We start from the raw sequence: 15,299 nt of genomic DNA, 5'->3' as shown, positions 1-15,299 counted from the left end.
CCGGCGCAGGTCCAGAGCCGGATCAACAACTACCAGCGCTTCACCCAGATCCTGGGCGTCACTCCCGGAGCCAATCTGAGCTGCTGACGTTATTCGGTTCCCGCGCCCGTGGCCTTCGAGTCGCCGGGTGCGAGTGCGAAGGCCGGTCCGACGACCTCCGGGTCGCCGCTCCGGCCTTCGTGCGGTCCGGGCCGTTCCTCCCGGACCAGTTCGGCGTTGAACTGCGCACCGGCCAGCAGGGAGAGATTGGTGACCCAGAGCCAGACGAGAAAGACGATGATCCCGGCGAGCGATCCGTACAGCCGGTTGTACGTCCCCGCCTGCGCCGTGTAGAGCGCGAAGCCCGCGGACGTCAGCAGCCAGAGCGCGACCGCGAGGACACCGCCGGGCAGCGCGTGGCGCAGCCCTCGTCTGCCGGGCGGACCGGTACGGAACACCACCAGCACCAGAACCGCCGCCAGCGTCAGCAGCAGCGGCCACTTCAGCGCGTTCCACACCAGGCTCACCGTCGAGTCCATCCCCAGTACGCGTCCCAGCGTGGCCGCGACCTCGCCGGTCAGCACCAGCGTGAAGGCACTGGTCACCAGGAGAGCCAGCAGGGCGCAGGCGGTGATCGCGATCCGCGGCGCCGTACGCCACGGCGGTCTGCGGTCGACGGTGCCGTACATGGTGTGCAGGGCCCGGCGGAACACTCCGAGATAGCTGGAGGCCGACCACACCGCGCCGACGGTGCCGAAGGACGCCAGCACCCAGGCTGCGGAGCGCTGCCGTGCCATCTCCTCCAGGGCGCTGTGGACCAGCATCCGGGACTGGGCGGGAACGAGAACCGTGATCTGACCGGTGAGCTCTCCGCTCGCGCCGGGGCCGGCGAGGCCGATGAAGCATACGGTGACCAGCAGCGCCGGGAAGATCGCCAGAACGGCGTAGTACGTGAGGGCGGCTGCCCGGTCGGTGGCGTCGTCCCGCCACAGCGCGAGCGGTGTACGGCGCAGCGCTCCGGTGATCCGTCCCGGCCCGGCGAGCGATGGCCTGTCAGATGCCGGACCGCCGTGGGCCGACGTGCTGATGGCCTCCCGCGCCACAGGATCCCTCTCGCCGTCCTGCGACGGCTCCCGGCGCCCGGATTCCTCGGCGGACAAGCTGCCTCCCGTGTCCTCGCTGCTGCGCTGCCGTGCTGCTGGTGATCTTCCGGTCCCGGCCTACCCTGCCTCATCCCTCCACCGGCCCGCACACCGCACCGCCGCCGCGCTTCCGCGCCCTGCCGACCTGGGGCATTCGCCCGCCGGATAACTGTTTGCCCACCGTCTCGTTGTGCCGGTCGGGGCGGCGGCCGGTCTTCGCGCGCCCGCGTACCGGGAGCGCCCGCGTACCGGAGCGACCGCCCAGACACCGACGAGCGGAGGTCCCTTGTGCCAGACGGAACACAGATGGAGCCGAGACCCGTCCACGGACGCCGTCCCGGAACGACGACGGCGCCGTCCGGCCGTCGGCGCGCCCGCCGCCACTTCCTGCGCGCGCTGTTCGGCCTCGGCGTGGTCGCCGGTACGTCGGCGGTGCTGACGCCCGTCTTCAGAGCGGGCCGCCGGGTGACCGAGGGAGCGGCCGGAGGAGCGGACAAGGGAGCGGAGGCGTCCGGTGAGAGAAGGACCGTCGACGAGATGTACCGAGGACGGCATATCCGCATCGGTACCACGGGAAGCGCGTACGTACCGCCCGGCGCGAGGTTCCTGGCCGCCTCGGCCGTCTCGCCGCTCCGTCCCGCGCCCGTGCTCGACATCCGTATCGACGGCCGGCCGCTCCAGCTGATGCGGCGCGCGGACGGCAGCTATCTGAGCGCCGTCAACCACTACGAGTCGTTCCCGACACCGTTGGCCGCGGCCCGCGCGGCCGTCGAGGACCTCGCCGGCGCCGAACTGTCGATCTCCGGACCGATCCACCACATCTGAACCCCGGAAGGGCCGTCACCGGTGTACACGAGAAAGAACCAGCGGAATCTGACCAGCGCGGAGAGGAGAGGCTTCGTCGGCGCCGTGCTGGAGCTGAAACGCAACGGGGAGTACGACGAGTTCGTACGGCAGCACATCGAGTACTACGTCATCGACGGGGAGGACGGACTGCGCGCCGCGCATATGACACCGTCCTTCTTCCCTTGGCACCGCCGCTTTCTGCTGGAGTTCGAGCGCGCGCTCCAGCGGATCGACCCGAAGGTGACCGTGCCGTACTGGGACTGGACGACCGACAACACACCCGCCGCCGCGCTCTGGTCCGAGGACTTCCTCGGCGGCAACGGCCGTACGCGCGACCATCAGGTGATGACCGGTCCGTTCGCATATGAGACCGGACAGTGGACGATCAGGAACGGAGTGACGGACCGGAAGTACCTCATGCGCAATCTGGGCCGGCCGTCCGCGCCGATCTCGCTGCCCAGCCATGACGAACTGGCCTGGGCGATGAACGAGCCGGTGTACGACATGGAGCCGTGGGACTCGACCGCCGCCTCCGGGTTCCGCAACCGGCTGGAGGGCTGGCTGTCCGGCGGTGTCGAGCGCTGGCGCAACCACAATCGGGTTCATCGCTGGGTCGGCGGGCATATGCTCGGTGCCTCCTCCCCGAACGATCCCGTCTTCTGGCTCCACCACTCCTTTGTCGATCTGCTCTGGGACCGCTGGCAGCGGCGCCATCCGAAGGCGGTCTATCTGCCGAGGACCCGGCTGCGGCCCGACGATCCGCAGAGCGGACGGGTCATCAGTCTGGAGGAGCCCATGCCGCCGTGGGACGTCAAGCCGTCCGAACTCCTCGACCACCGGGACCTGTACCGCTACGAACAGTGACAGCGCCTGCCCTCGGCACACCACTTCTCGGCGCAGCGTCTCGCGGCCTCCGCCCGCAGGACGCGACGGCCTCCCGCGCGCGAACGCGGGAGGCCGTCACTCACCAGTTCCGCACGGCACCGGAGCCGTGCGTTCTCACCGGTGATCAGCCGCCGTAGCCACCATGGCCATGGCCCTTGCCGTGCTTGCCCGAGATGTTGGCGCAGTGGTTACCGAACGCCGGGTTGAGCAGACCCACCAGGTCGACGGTGTTGCCGCAGACATTGAGCGGGATGTGCAGGGGCACCTGGATGACATTGCCGGACAGAACACCGGGCGAGCCGACTGCCGCCGCCTCGGCTTCGGCGTCGGCAGCGGCCATACCGGCACCGGAGGCCAGCACGGCACCCGTGCCGACGAGAACAGCGGTTGCCTTCGCGATACGCGACATCAAGTTTCTTCTCCTTGGACGTTTGGGAGCGCAGCCGCACGATGTGCGGCCCTCACGCACTTCAACGCCGTGACTCACGCTCGGTAACGGACAACCAGCCATTCGGTGCCGCATCTTCCGGCTCGCGCGCGGACGCGGCTGACCTGGAGTCAGCCGGAGCGGCGGGGCTGGAGTGTGGTGGCGTATTCTCCGCCTCGCGCCAGCAGCTCATGGTGGCTGCCCACCTCCACGATCCTGCCGCGGTCCATCACGATGATGCGGTCCGCGTTCCTGATGGTGGAGAGCCGGTGCGCGACCACAAAGACCGTTCTGCCCTGGACGAGATGCGACAGCGCGTCCTGGATCAGTCCCTCCGACCGGCTGTCGAGCGCCGAGGTCGCCTCGTCCAGCACCAGCACACGCGGATCCCTGATCAGCGCCCTGGCGATCGCGAGCCGCTGCTTCTGACCGCCCGACAGCCGGGCGCCGCGTTGTCCCACCACCGTGTCGAGACCGTCCGGCAGCCGCTCGATGAACTCCATCGCGTGGGCGGCCAGCAGCGCCTCCCGCAGCGCCTTCTCGTCCGCACCGCCCTCCAGACCGTAGGTGACGTTCTCCCGGATGGTCCCCTCGAACAGGATCGACTCCTGCGGTACGACGGAGAGGAAGCGCCGGTAGGTGCGCAAATCCAGGGACGCCATGTCCGTACCGTCGAGCAGGATCCGGCCCTCCGTGGGCCGGATGAAACCGATCAGCAGATTGAGGATCGTGGACTTGCCCGCGCCCGAGGCGCCCACCAGCGCGACGGTCTCGCCGGGCAGCACCGACAGATCGAATCCGTGCACGGAGTGCTCCGTGGCGTCGGGATAACGGAAGCCCGTTCCCTGGAAGTCGATCCGTCCCTCGACCCGCTCGACAAGCGTCTTGCCCTCGTTGCTCTCCAGGTCGGGCGCCTGGAGGACCTCACCGACCGAACGCACCGACTCCAGTCCCTTGGAGATGATCGGAGTCAGATTCATCAGTGTCGTCAGCGAGGCGGTCAGCGCGGTGAAGAAGGTGCTGATCATCACCACATCGCCGGCCGAGAGGCCCCACCAGCCGTAGTACGCCACGAGCGCCGAGCCCGAGAGACAGCCGACCGCCATGGTGTTGAGCAGGATCCAGGAGAGCGAGCCGAAGCGGCCGTTGAGCACATCGAGCCGGAATCCGGCGGTGAGCACCCGCTCCAGTGTGTTGTCGACACGGTGCAGCGCCGTGCGCTCCAGACCGTGCGCACGGGTGATCGGTATGAGCGTCGTCATCTCGCCGACCCGCGACGAGAGCCGCTCGACCTCCAGCCGGAACTCCTCGTTGCTGCTCCGTATCCGGGAGCGCAGTTGGCGTACCAGCAGCGCCGCGAGCGGCACGACGACCAGGAACACCGGCAGCACGACCGGCGTACGGAACCCGATCACCGCCAGTCCGCCCAGCAGCGTCATGATGGCGCCGAGTCCCATGTCGGCGCTCTGCTGGGTCATCGTCTCGACCGACTCGACGTCCCGTACGACCTTGGTCTGGAGCACACCCGCGCTGACCCGGGCGTGGTAGCCGATGGACAGATACTGCATCCGGCGGCAGAGCGCCGAGCGCAGCTCACGTCCCATCCGGCGGATGCTGGCGCTCATCAGACGCGCGTACAGCAGGTGCAGCGGGAAGTTGAGTACGAGGACCAGTACCACGGCGCCCGTGTTGTACCAGAGGTGGGAGACGGGCCTGTGGTCCACGACCACATCGATGATGTTGGCCGTGATCAGAGGCAGCATCCAGACGGGGATGTGCTTGACGGCGAAGACCACGACGGCGAGCAGCAGCCTGCGGCGGTCGGGGCGGAAGAGGTAGGCGAGCGTGCGGAGCGGATGCTCCCCCGAGTAGTGGTGGTCCAGCGGGCTGGAACGCGGGGTTGATTCGGGATTCTGCATGGAGAGCGAGGTCCTCTTTCGGATGATGATCATATTAGCCCTCGGCGTGCAGACATGCAGTCTCCTCCGACCGGCCCACGGTCGGAAGCGCTTTCCGAGGCGCTTTCCGATCCAGGCCCTCCGATGCGCGCCCCAGGAACAGCCCAGGAACAGCCCAGGAACAGCCCAGCCGCCCGGGGGGCACCTGTCGGCCACCCGTCAGGACTTTCCTGGGGCGTGCGACGGCCCGATCGGTGAGATGGTGGCTCCATGGCTGATCGGGGTCGACCTCCGGCTGCCGTGTCGCTGCCGGACGACTGGCCCGCCCATCCGGATCTGAGCCTCGCGCTGAACCGCATGGGCGGCTTCGACTGGGATCTCGACAGCGGGCTGGTGCATCTGGACGGGCCTGCCCTTGAGCTCTTCGACCTGCGGCGCGAGGAGTTCGACGGCGAGCCGGAGGTCCTCCTCGGTCTGGTGCCCAACGACGAGGCCGCGCGGCTGAAGAGCCTGATCGCGCGGGCGCTCAAGGAAGGTCTGGCCTCCTACGGCGCGTACTTCCGGATCAGGCACCGCGACGGATCGCTGCACTGGACCCGCACCCAGGCGCATATCAGGCACGAGGCGGGACGGCCGCGCAGAATCATCGGCATCCTACGGTCCGCCGAGCAGGAGCTTGCCGAGGCCGCCCTCAGAAGCGATGTGGACGAGGGCCGGCGCAGACTGACCGGAGTGGTCGGCCGGACCACCGATCTGCTGGCCCGCGCCTCCTCGATGGACGATGTCATCGCCATCCTGAAGGACGACGAGGCGCTGGGACATCTCCGGGCCGTCAGTGTGATGCTGGGCGTGATCGAGGGCGGCCGGATCCGGCTGGTCGCCGAGGGACGACTCGGTTCCTATGTGCCGGAGCTGCTCTACACCAGGATCGACGACCAGTTCCCGATGAGCGAGGTGGTACGCACCCAGCGCCCCCGCTTCATCACCTCACGCGAGGAGTTCCGCTCCGGCTATCCGCTCCTGTGGCCGTATCTCGAACCGCTCTCGGTCGGCTCCGGCGCCTATCTGCCGCTGATCGCGCAGGCCCGGCCGATCGGCGCCCTCGGTCTGCTCTATCCACGGCACGGCACCTTCAGCGACGAGGAGCGCAATCTGCTGGTCGCCCTCAGCAGCGGAATCGCCCAAAGCCTGCAATGCGCCATGCTCTACGAACAGGAGCACGATCTCGCCGAGGGCCTCCAGCAGGCGATGCTCCCGCGCCGTATCCCCGACATCCCCGGCGCACGGACCGCCGTCCGCTACCGCTCGGCCCGCATGGGCCGGAGCGTCGGCGGTGACTGGTACGACGTGCTTCCGCTGCCGGGCGGCCGGGTCGGGCTGACGATCGGCGATGTCCAGGGCCATGACACGGACGCGGCGGTGGTGATGGGACAGCTGCGCATGGCGCTCTGGGCGTACGCCGCCGAGGGACATCCGCCCGCCACCGCGATGGTCCGCGCCTCGGCGCTCCTGCATGAGCTGGGCACCGACCGCTTCGCGACCTGTACGTACGCGGAGGTCGATCTGTCGAGCGGTGCGCTGAGCGTCGTACGGGCCGGGCATCTCGATCCGCTGCTGCGGCGGGCCGACGGAAGCTGTCACTGGATGCCGGCGGCGGGCGGACTGCCGCTCGGGCTCTCGGCGGAGTTCACCCGGCCCGGCGGGATCGGCTACCCGGTGACCACCGGAGTGCTCGGGTCCGGCGAGACGCTGCTGCTCTTCACCGACGGTCTGGTGGAGCAGCCGGGCGTCGATCTGGGCGAGCGGCTCGAAGTGCTCAGGGAGACGGTACGGACGGGCCCCGCCGATCCGGCGGAGCTGGCGGACCTGCTGTTCGAGGGACTGGGACAGGAGAGCGGCGAGGACGACATGGCCCTGTTGCTGCTGCGCCGGGACTGACCGGGCTTCGGTCCTTCTCTGCTGATGCGGCGTCAGAAACCTGTGCTGTGCCGCGTTTTCGGCATCCGCGTGCGCCTCGGTCCGTTTCGCCCTGTCACCGCGTGTTCTCCCCGACGTTCCCACGAACCCCTGGATCAATGGTCTGCGCACCGCGATGCTGACGGCCGACAGCGCTTTCCGAGTGCGTATCCACCGTCTTTCAGGAGAAGTTGTGGGCCCAGGCTTTGCCGGGCGGTCCGCCGTGCTGTTCGCGGCGGTGACCGCCCTGACGGCGGGGGCGGCAGCCCCGTCCCTCGCCGACTCCGTCCCCGATCCACGTCCCCGTACCGCCGCGGAGATCCTGCGGCCCGTCGCGCCGCCGCCCGCGAGCGCGGCCACCGCCGTTCCGGGCGCCACGGCGATCCCGAGAGCCATCGCCGACGGCGACGGCATCGAGACCGCGCGCGCCTCGCGCCCGATCGCTCCCGGTATCCGGCTGACCTCGTACGACCGGCTCGAATCCGACAAGTGGCTGCGTGTCGACACGCTCTTTGTCGATCTCGACGGCAGCGGTGCCCAGGCCGACTATCTCTCCTCGGGCAAGGTCTCCGACCGCCGTACGGTCTCCCAGCTCGCCGTCGGCCATGACGCCGGGCCGGGCCGCCGTACCGTCGCCGCGATCAACGCCGACTTCTTCGACATCAACGAGACGGGAGCGCCCCAGGGCCCCGGTCTCGCGGACGGCGAGGTCGTCCACTCACCGGCGCCCGGCGCCCATCAGGCCGTCGGTATCGGTCCCGGAAACGCCGGACGGATCCTGAAGCTCTACTTCGACGGCACGGTGACGCTCCCTTCGGGGACGCGAGCGCTGGAGGCGTACAACGCGGCGAACGTGCCCGCCGGCGGCATCGGCGCGTACACCACGGGCTGGGGCGAGGCCGACCGCCGACTCACCGTGGACCGTGCGGCTCCCGTCGCCGAGGCCGCCGTACGGGACGGCAAGGTCGTCTCCGTGACGGATCTGCCCGGCAGCGGTCCGATCGCCGAGGGCACCACGGTGCTGGTCGGCCGGGAAGCGGGCGCCGTGGCGCTCGCCGCGTTGCGGCCAGGCGACCCGGTGACGGTGGAGTTCCGGCCGCGCGCCGACAGTGGGCCGGTGCCGCGCACCGCCGTCGGCGGCCGGGAACTGCTGGTCGTGGACGGGACGGCGGTCGGCCACGAGGGAGAGGGCAACAACACCGCCGCTCCCCGTACCGCCGTCGGCTTCTCCCAGGACGGCAGCACCATGCAGGTGATCACCGTGGACGGACGGCAGGCCGACAGCGGTGGAGTCACCCTCACCGAGCTGGGCCTGATGATGCGTGAGGCCGGCGCGTACAACGCGCTCAACCTCGACGGCGGCGGCTCCTCCACACTGGTCGCCCGCGCGCCGGGCAGCGACGCCCTGCGGGTGGAGAACAGTCCCTCCGACGGCAGCGAGCGCACGGTGCCCAACGGTCTCGCGCTCACCGCGCCGGACGGCAGCGGCCGGCTCAGCGGTTTCTGGGTCGAGACCCGTACTCCCGCGGGCGCGGCACCGACCGTCGATCCGGTCAAGGGCGGCCATCCCGAGCGGGTCTTCCCGGGCCTGACCCGCCGGCTCACCGCGGCCGGATACGACGAGACCTATGGCCCGGCGGCCGGCACACCACGCTGGCGGGCCGTACGGTCCTCGGTGGGACGGATCGACTCCCAGGGCGTGTTCACCGCGCGCCACAGCGGCACCACCGAGGTACGCGCCGAGCGCGGACACGCGACGGGCGTTACGGAACTGACCGTGCTCGACGCGCTCGACCGTATCCAGCCCACCACCCGGCGCGTCGGACTCGCCGACGCGGACGGGACGGGCACCTTCGGCATCGTCGGACTCGACGCCCATGGCACCAGCGCGCCCGTCGAACCCAGGGACGTACGGCTGGAGTACGACCGGTCCCTGTTCGCCGTCACCGACGACGGCCGTGGCTCCTTCACCGTGAAGTCCCTCACGGGCAGCGGCGCCGGAGCGATCACGGCGAGCGTCGGCGGCGCCACGACCGTACTCGCCGTGAGCGTCGGACTCGCCGAGCAGCCGGTCTCCGGTCTGGACGACGCCGCGTCGTGGACGTTCAGCCAGGCACGCGCGAGCGGCTCGGTCTCGGCGACTCCCGACGGCCACACCGGCACCGGGCTCACCCTCTCCTACGACTTCACCCAGTCCACCGCCACCCGCGCCGCCTACGCCACTCCGCCGCGGCAGCTCGCGGTGCCCGGCCAGCCGCAGTCCTTCAAGCTGTGGATCAAGGGCGACGGCAAGGGCGCCTGGCCGACTCTGCATCTCAAGGACGCGGCAGGCTCCGACCAGTTGCTGCGCGGACCGTATGTCACCTGGACCGGCTGGCGGCAGGTGACCTTCGCCGTACCGGCCGGAGCGGCCATGCCACTGAGCCTCCACCGCTTCTATCTCGCCGAGACCGCCGCCGCCAAGCAGTACACGGGCGAGATCGTGATCGACGATCTGACGGCGCAGGTACCGCCCACCGTGGAGCTGGCCGAACCGCCGCGTGTGGCTGATCCACTGATCGACTCGGCCGCGGTCACGGAGGGCAGGGACTGGCGGTTCGCGATCATGTCCGACGCCCAGTTCGTCGCCCGTGCCCCGGACAGCGCGATCGTCGCCCAGGCCCGGCGTACGCTGCGCGAGATCAGGGCGGCCAAGCCGGACTTCGTGGTGATCAACGGCGACCTGGTGGACGAGGGCTCGCCCGCGGACCTCGACTTCGCCCGTACCGTACTGACGGAGGAGCTCGGCGACGCGGTGCCCTGGTACTACATTCCGGGCAACCACGAGGTGATGGGCGGCTCCATCAAGAACTTCACCGACCGGTTCGGCCCCGCGCAGCGGGTCTTCGACCACGAGGGCACCCGCTTTCTCGCCCTCGACACATCGAGTCTGACGCTGCGCGGCGGCGGCTTCGCCCAGATCAGGGCCGTACGCGAGCAGCTGGACGCGGCGGCGAAGGACAGCCGTGTCCGCTCGGTCATGCTGATCGAGCACGTACCGCCGCGCGATCCGACGGTCCAGAAGGCCAGCGAGCTGAGCGACCGCAAGGAGGCGGCGCTGATCGAGCAGTGGCTCGCGGAGTTCCGCCGTACGACCGGCAAGGGCGCGGGACTCATCGGCAGCCATGTCGGTGTCTTCCATGCCTCGCGGGTGAACGGTGTGCCGTATCTGATCAACGGCAACTCGGGCAAGGCGCCCGCCGCGCCCGTGGACGAGGGCGGCTTCACCGGCTGGTCGCTCGTCGGTGTGGACCGGATCTCCCGTGGCGAGCAGTCTGCGGCGCGGCTGAAGCCGTGGGAGGGCGGCCCCGACTGGCTCTCCGTGCAGACCCGCGCGCACACCGACGCGCTGGAACTCGACGCGCCGGCCGTGCTGACTCCCCGTCACTGCGCCCAGGTCGCGGCAACCGTCGTCCAGGGCGCCCGACGGATCCCGGTCGGCTTCCCGCTGAGCGCGGACTGGACCGGGTCCCCGAATCTCCTTGTCGGCGACCGGGACGGTGCCCGGCCCCGCCATACGGCGGTCTTCGACCCGGCGACGGGCACACTGACCGCACTGCGGCCGGGCACCGTCACGCTCGCGGTGACGGTCAATGGTGTGACACGGAAGACGGAGATCCGGATCGCCGCGACGGCGGTCGCGCCTGCGGCGTGATCCCGTGAGGCGTGCTTCTTCACGATGAGTACGGTCTCCCGTGCCTGGAACCGCCGGAACCGGGCACGGGACACCGCGGTCCGCTCTTCAGGACAGTGTGTCGAAGCTCAGCGCCGTGAACCGGGCCGTGAAGCCCTTGCCGTCGGGAGAGGCACACATCGGTCCCGCCTGCGCGGCCACATCGGGCGGAAAGTAGGCGAGCCGCAGCATGGTCGCGGGCGAGCCGTCGATGCCGTAGTGGATCGTCACGGTGTCGCCCTCGCGCCGCAGTTCGACGGTCACGGGTGCCGGGCTGTCGGTGAGATGGGCAAGCGGCACGACATTCCAGTCGGAGACCTCACGGGTGACGACGGCGCTGAGCTGCTGCCGGCCGTCGACGTACTCGATACCCGTCTTGATCCAGTTCTTCGCGTCGATCCGGAGCAACAGCCCGGCCTGGTCGTACTGTTCGCGGTAGTCGCCGGTGAAGGTGGCACGCAGCACGAAGTTCCCGGGCACCGGCCGCAGCAGGGCGTGTCCCGTGTCCCGTACGAAGCCGTAGTGCGTGGTCACCCAGAAGTCCGTGTCCGGGGCCGTGGTGACATCCAGGGCGTCGTCGTACGGAGCCCAGTGGGCGGGCGGATTGAGCCAGCTCCAGTCGGTGAAGCCAAGGCACGACTCCGTACCGGTGGCGCGCTCGCCCATGTTCTCTCCTTGTGTCGGCGGTCGTCGGCGGACAGGAGACAGACTCGCACGGCCCCGCCCAGGACGTCGCCCGACCCCCGCGGCCCGTCGGCCTCTGAGGCCGCCGGGATCCGGCTGACCGCCGAGCGGCCTTGGGTGTCGTCGCCCGTCGTTGTCCGTCGTCTGTCGTTGTACGGGCGGTCACCCGGCCGTCGTCCTGCCGCGCCAGCATGGCCTGATCGCGGCGAGCGGGAGCGCGGACGACTTCCAGGGCGTGGTGCCGCTGGGAGCCGCGGCCTCCATGGAGTTCCTCGCGGCCGCCCGTGGGCGTCTCGTCGCGTCCTGCCGGCTGGACGACGCTGCCCGCGAGGCGCTGCGTACCGTTCTCTCCGGCGCATGCTGCCCGCAACGGGAGCGCTCCCACAAGCCGTGGCCACGGTACGGTCCCGGGGCCTGCCCGACGGCGCGGCCGAACGCGCGACCCGCACGGTCCGTCAGACGGGACGGAAGGCCTGGAGATGGTCCGCCGCCCAGGAGCGGTACGTACCGGCGGGCCGGCCGAGGAGCGTCTCCACCGTCGGCTCCACCCGGGCCTTGGCACCCGACCGCTGCCGTACGGCACTCTCCATCAGCGCGTCGGCCACCGGGACCGGATACCGGGCGCGCAGCGCCTCGTACGCCTGGTCCCGTGTCACCTCCAGGAACCTCAGCGGACGTCCGAGCACTTCGGACAGCACGGCGACCTGCTGTACGGGGCTGATCGCGGCCGGCCCCGTCAGGGCGTGGGCCCGGCCGACATGACCGGTGCCGGTGGAGGCGAGGGACAGTACGGCCGCGTCCGCGATGTCGCGGGGATCGACGGTGGCGTTGGGCGAGGTGCCGTTCATTCCTCGCACCACGCCCTCGTCCCGGACGGAGCGTGCCCAGCCGAGTGTGTTGGACATGAAGGACCTGGGCCGCAGAAAGGTCCAGCCGACGCCCGAGGCGCGGATGACCTCCTCGCTGTTCCGCTGCCACCGCGTGATCAGATCCGTTGCGTCCGGTTCGGCCACCGCCTGTGCGGAGAGCTTGACGAGATGCCGTACGCCCGCCGAGCGGGCCGCCGTGACGAAGTGCTCGTCATGGGCCGGCGTGAGCGGATCGGCCGTCACCAGCAGCGCGGCCCTGATGCCTCTCAACGCCATGGCCAGACTGCCCGGATCGGCGAAGTCGCCGCCGACGACCTCGGTCCCGGGACCGGCGAGCGCGGCGATACGGCGTGGGTCACGCGACAGCAGCCGGACTGGCTCCTCGGTGGCGGTGCCGGAGGCGCGAAGGCGTTCCACCACCAACCGTCCTACCGTGCCGGTGACTCCGGTGAGCAGGATCATCCGGTCAGCCCGTGAAGTCCGCCGCCGTCACACGCGCGCCCCGGTCGGGCGCGGTGTCGATACTGGGCATCAGTCCGGGCACCGCGATGCTCGGCAGGATATGGCCCCACAACAGGGAGATCCGGCGTCCGAGATCCTCGCGCTGGGTGAGCGCACGGGACATGAGCTGAATCCCGGCGAACGCGCCCACCAGTAGCTCCACCGTGTCCCGAGGCTGCACATTGGGCAGCAACTCGCCCTGATCGCGGGCCTGTTCCATCAGTACGATCAAGTGCTCCGGCCACTGGCGGAAAGGGCCGCTGTGATCGACACCGGGAGGCGCGCCCTGATCCACGGTGAGCCGGACGCTCCCTCTGAGCAGAGCGTTTTCCAGGAGCCGGTGGGCGACGGCGAAGGTGATGTCGATGACTTCCTGTAATTTGCAGGCCTGCGGCGGAACGGTCCCGAGCTGCACCTGTTCGTCCAGAACGGCCTGTGCGAGCGCCTCCTTGGACTGGAAGTGGAAGTAGAGGGCGCCCTTGGTGACGCGGGCCCGCTGAAGAACCATCGTGAGTGTGGTCGACGCGTACCCGTACTCGTCGAAGACCGCTCCGGCCGCCTCCAGGATCGCCGTGCGCGTCCTGATGGCGCGCTCCTGTGTTGCCATGAAATGCCTCTCTACGGACCGGCCAGCGGACATCGGTGTCCAAAAACAAACCGCCCACCCCGTACTATAGTGCTCAACCGGATGAGGAATATATCCTGTACGCCATAACAATTTGGGCGGACACGGAGACTCATGGGCTCCCGTATCCGGGGACGGCCGATACCTGCGCGCGTTTCAGTGACAGTCGGCGTCGGGTGAATCCGCATACAGGGCAGTCGGTTTTCTTGCTGCAAAGACGCAGTAGCCGTGGGACGGCGCGCTGGGCACATATGCCACCGAACACATCTGAGGAGTCTCCGACCGGTACGTGAGCACCACCGGCGGCCGAGCACGAGCGCCGGCCGAACATCCCTCACCCCGGCCGAGCACGCCTCACCCCGGCCCCGTACCCCGGGCAGCCGCCTGAATGGCCCAACCGGCCTGCTCCGTCCCTACGTTCCGTAGCCGGTACGCGCAACCCGGACGGTGCTTCGCATCCCGCGCCGGTCCTCCCTCGGCGGCCGTCCTCGCATGCCCTCTCCCCTGCTTCTCCCAGGTTGCGTGGCGCTGGACCACCCGTGAGTGTGGGCCGCAGTTCCCTGCGAACACCGGATGAAGGAGAGCACTCGTGGCGACCCTGTGCAAACCCGCTGTCTCGGTTCCCGAGCATGTGATCACCATGGAAGACACGCTCGCTCTCGCGCGTTCCCTGCACTCGGACCATCCGCAACTGCCTCTCGCCCTGCGACTGATCCAGAACACCGGCGTGGCCAAACGCCATATCGTCCAGCCCATCGAGGAGACACTCCGGCACCCCGGCTTCGAGCAGCGGAACATGCTGTACGAGACGGAGGCGAAGGCCCGTGTGCCCGCGGTGATCAATACCGCCCTGGACCACGCGCGGCTCCGTCCCGCGGACATCGACCTCATCGTCTATGTCTCGTGCACCGGGTTCATGATGCCGTCGCTCACGGCCTGGCTGATCAACACCATGGACTTCCCCAACCACACCCGGCAGCTCCCCATCGCCCAACTGGGGTGCGCGGCCGGCGGCGCGGCCATCAACAGGGCACACGACTTCTGCCGGGCGTACCCGGGAGCCAATGTGCTCATCGTCGCCTGTGAGTTCTGCTCGCTCTGCTACCAGCCCACCGACCTCGGCGTCGGCTCGCTGCTCTCCAACGGGCTGTTCGGGGACGCGGTCGCCGCGGCCGTCGTACGGGGCCAGGGCGGTACCGGTATCGCGCTGGAGCGCAACGGCTCGCATCTCGTGCCCGACACCACCGACTGGATCGCCTACAGCGTCCGGGCCACCGGCTTCCACTTCCTGCTGGACAAGCGTGTACCCACCACCATGGAGCCGCTGGCACCCGCCCTGCGCACGATCGCCGACCAGCACGGCTGGGACGCCACCGGCCTGGACTTCTACATCATCCACGCGGGCGGCCCGCGCATCCTGGACGACCTCAGCCACTTCCTGGAGGTGGCGCCCGAGGCGTTCCGGTTCAGCCGGGGCACCCTCACCGAGTACGGGAACATCGCCAGCGCCGTCGTCCTCGACGCGGTACGAAGACTCTTCGACGAGGGCGGACGGGCCTCCGGGGAGCGAGGCATCATCGCCGGCTTCGGGCCCGGTATCACCGCCGAGATGGCCCTGGGCCGCTGGACCACCACCGGAGCCGGGCCCGCGTCCGCCATGACGGAACGCCATGTCTTCGGAACCCGGGGCCGCAGCGCCCATCCCTCACCCGCGACCGAACCGGTGGGCTGGTGATGACGAGCACCACTCCCGCCACGGCGGCCGGCTCCCGGCC

At 69.8% G+C, this 15,299-nt stretch carries 11 protein-coding genes and 1 pseudogene; 6 read left to right on the top strand and 6 right to left on the bottom strand.

Annotated elements, in window-relative coordinates; all coding sequences use genetic code 11:
- Positions 1-87: pseudogene (locus GA0115259_RS39020) on the top strand (chitinase); the annotation flags it as partial.
- Between the two features lie 2 nt (positions 88-89).
- Here GA0115259_RS39020 and GA0115259_RS13705 read toward each other — a convergent pair.
- On the bottom strand, positions 90-1,139 hold the full coding sequence (locus GA0115259_RS13705; RefSeq protein ID WP_202449966.1) for a YihY/virulence factor BrkB family protein: 1,050 nt from the start codon (positions 1,137-1,139) through the stop codon (positions 90-92).
- 288 nt (positions 1,140-1,427) lie between these two features.
- Between GA0115259_RS13705 and GA0115259_RS13700 the strand changes: the two genes are divergently transcribed.
- Entirely contained in the window at positions 1,428-1,946 is a 519-nt protein-coding gene (locus GA0115259_RS13700; protein WP_093595833.1) for a tyrosinase family oxidase copper chaperone, read from the top strand.
- Positions 1,947-1,967: 21 nt separating this feature from the next.
- Positions 1,968-2,831, top strand: a complete 864-nt coding sequence (locus tag GA0115259_RS13695) for a tyrosinase family protein (protein ID WP_093595829.1) — start codon at positions 1,968-1,970, stop codon at positions 2,829-2,831.
- 145 nt (positions 2,832-2,976) lie between these two features.
- On the opposite strand, the gene GA0115259_RS13690 is transcribed toward GA0115259_RS13695, so the two are convergent.
- Together GA0115259_RS13690 and GA0115259_RS13685 are read right to left on the bottom strand one after the other, a co-directional pair.
- Entirely contained in the window at positions 2,977-3,261 is a 285-nt protein-coding gene (locus GA0115259_RS13690; protein ID WP_093595826.1) for a chaplin, read from the bottom strand.
- A gap of 149 nt (positions 3,262-3,410) precedes the next feature.
- Complete coding sequence (locus GA0115259_RS13685) at positions 3,411-5,198, bottom strand: ABC transporter ATP-binding protein (RefSeq protein ID WP_093595836.1); 1,788 nt, start codon at positions 5,196-5,198, stop codon at positions 3,411-3,413.
- A gap of 249 nt (positions 5,199-5,447) precedes the next feature.
- On the opposite strand from GA0115259_RS13685, the gene GA0115259_RS13680 reads away from it, so the two are divergent.
- Positions 5,448-7,115 (top strand): SpoIIE family protein phosphatase, encoded by a 1,668-nt coding sequence (locus tag GA0115259_RS13680; RefSeq protein ID WP_093595823.1) that lies wholly within the window; start codon positions 5,448-5,450, stop codon positions 7,113-7,115.
- Positions 7,116-7,326: 211 nt separating this feature from the next.
- Positions 7,327-10,827, top strand: a complete 3,501-nt coding sequence (locus GA0115259_RS13675; protein ID WP_256097995.1) for a phosphodiester glycosidase family protein — start codon at positions 7,327-7,329, stop codon at positions 10,825-10,827.
- Positions 10,828-10,914: 87 nt separating this feature from the next.
- Here the strand turns inward: GA0115259_RS13675 and GA0115259_RS13670 are convergent, their stop codons facing one another.
- The 3 genes from GA0115259_RS13670 to GA0115259_RS13660 all read right to left on the bottom strand — a co-directional run bounded on the left by GA0115259_RS13670 (position 10,915) and on the right by GA0115259_RS13660 (position 13,506).
- Complete coding sequence (locus tag GA0115259_RS13670; RefSeq protein WP_093595815.1) at positions 10,915-11,511, bottom strand: DUF1349 domain-containing protein; 597 nt, start codon at positions 11,509-11,511, stop codon at positions 10,915-10,917.
- Positions 11,512-11,984: 473 nt separating this feature from the next.
- Positions 11,985-12,860 carry an NAD(P)H-binding protein gene (locus GA0115259_RS13665; RefSeq protein WP_093595812.1) on the bottom strand — a complete coding sequence of 292 codons (876 nt, stop codon included), beginning with the start codon at positions 12,858-12,860 and terminating at the stop codon, positions 11,985-11,987.
- A 4-nt stretch (positions 12,861-12,864) separates the two neighbouring features.
- Positions 12,865-13,506 carry a ScbR family autoregulator-binding transcription factor gene (locus GA0115259_RS13660; protein ID WP_093595809.1) on the bottom strand — a complete coding sequence of 214 codons (642 nt, stop codon included), beginning with the start codon at positions 13,504-13,506 and terminating at the stop codon, positions 12,865-12,867.
- 607 nt (positions 13,507-14,113) lie between these two features.
- On the opposite strand from GA0115259_RS13660, the gene GA0115259_RS13655 reads away from it, so the two are divergent.
- The gene (locus GA0115259_RS13655) at positions 14,114-15,259 is read left to right on the top strand and encodes a type III polyketide synthase (RefSeq protein ID WP_093595806.1); all 1,146 of its coding nucleotides are present in this window, start codon (positions 14,114-14,116) and stop codon (positions 15,257-15,259) included.
- The last annotated feature ends 40 nt before the right edge of the window (positions 15,260-15,299 follow it).

The sequence above is a fragment of the Streptomyces sp. MnatMP-M17 genome (assembly GCF_900091995.1).
GTDB lineage: Bacteria > Actinomycetota > Actinomycetes > Streptomycetales > Streptomycetaceae > Streptomyces.
This window is presented reverse-complemented; position numbering and strand designations above follow the sequence as displayed.

Bases quoted from the DNA above. Each gene is read 5' to 3' on its own strand.
- GA0115259_RS13700 (WP_093595833.1), top strand. From the start codon at position 1,428: ATGGAGCCGAGACCCGTCCACGGACGCCGTCCCGGAACGACGACGGCG.
- GA0115259_RS13690 (WP_093595826.1), bottom strand. From the start codon at position 3,261: ATGTCGCGTATCGCGAAGGCAACCGCTGTTCTCGTCGGCACGGGTGCC.
- GA0115259_RS13685 (WP_093595836.1), bottom strand. From the start codon at position 5,198: ATGCAGAATCCCGAATCAACCCCGCGTTCCAGCCCGCTGGACCACCAC.
- GA0115259_RS13680 (WP_093595823.1), top strand. From the start codon at position 5,448: ATGGCTGATCGGGGTCGACCTCCGGCTGCCGTGTCGCTGCCGGACGAC.
- GA0115259_RS13670 (WP_093595815.1), bottom strand. From the start codon at position 11,511: ATGGGCGAGCGCGCCACCGGTACGGAGTCGTGCCTTGGCTTCACCGAC.
- GA0115259_RS13665 (WP_093595812.1), bottom strand. From the start codon at position 12,860: ATGATCCTGCTCACCGGAGTCACCGGCACGGTAGGACGGTTGGTGGTG.
- GA0115259_RS13660 (WP_093595809.1), bottom strand. From the start codon at position 13,506: ATGGCAACACAGGAGCGCGCCATCAGGACGCGCACGGCGATCCTGGAG.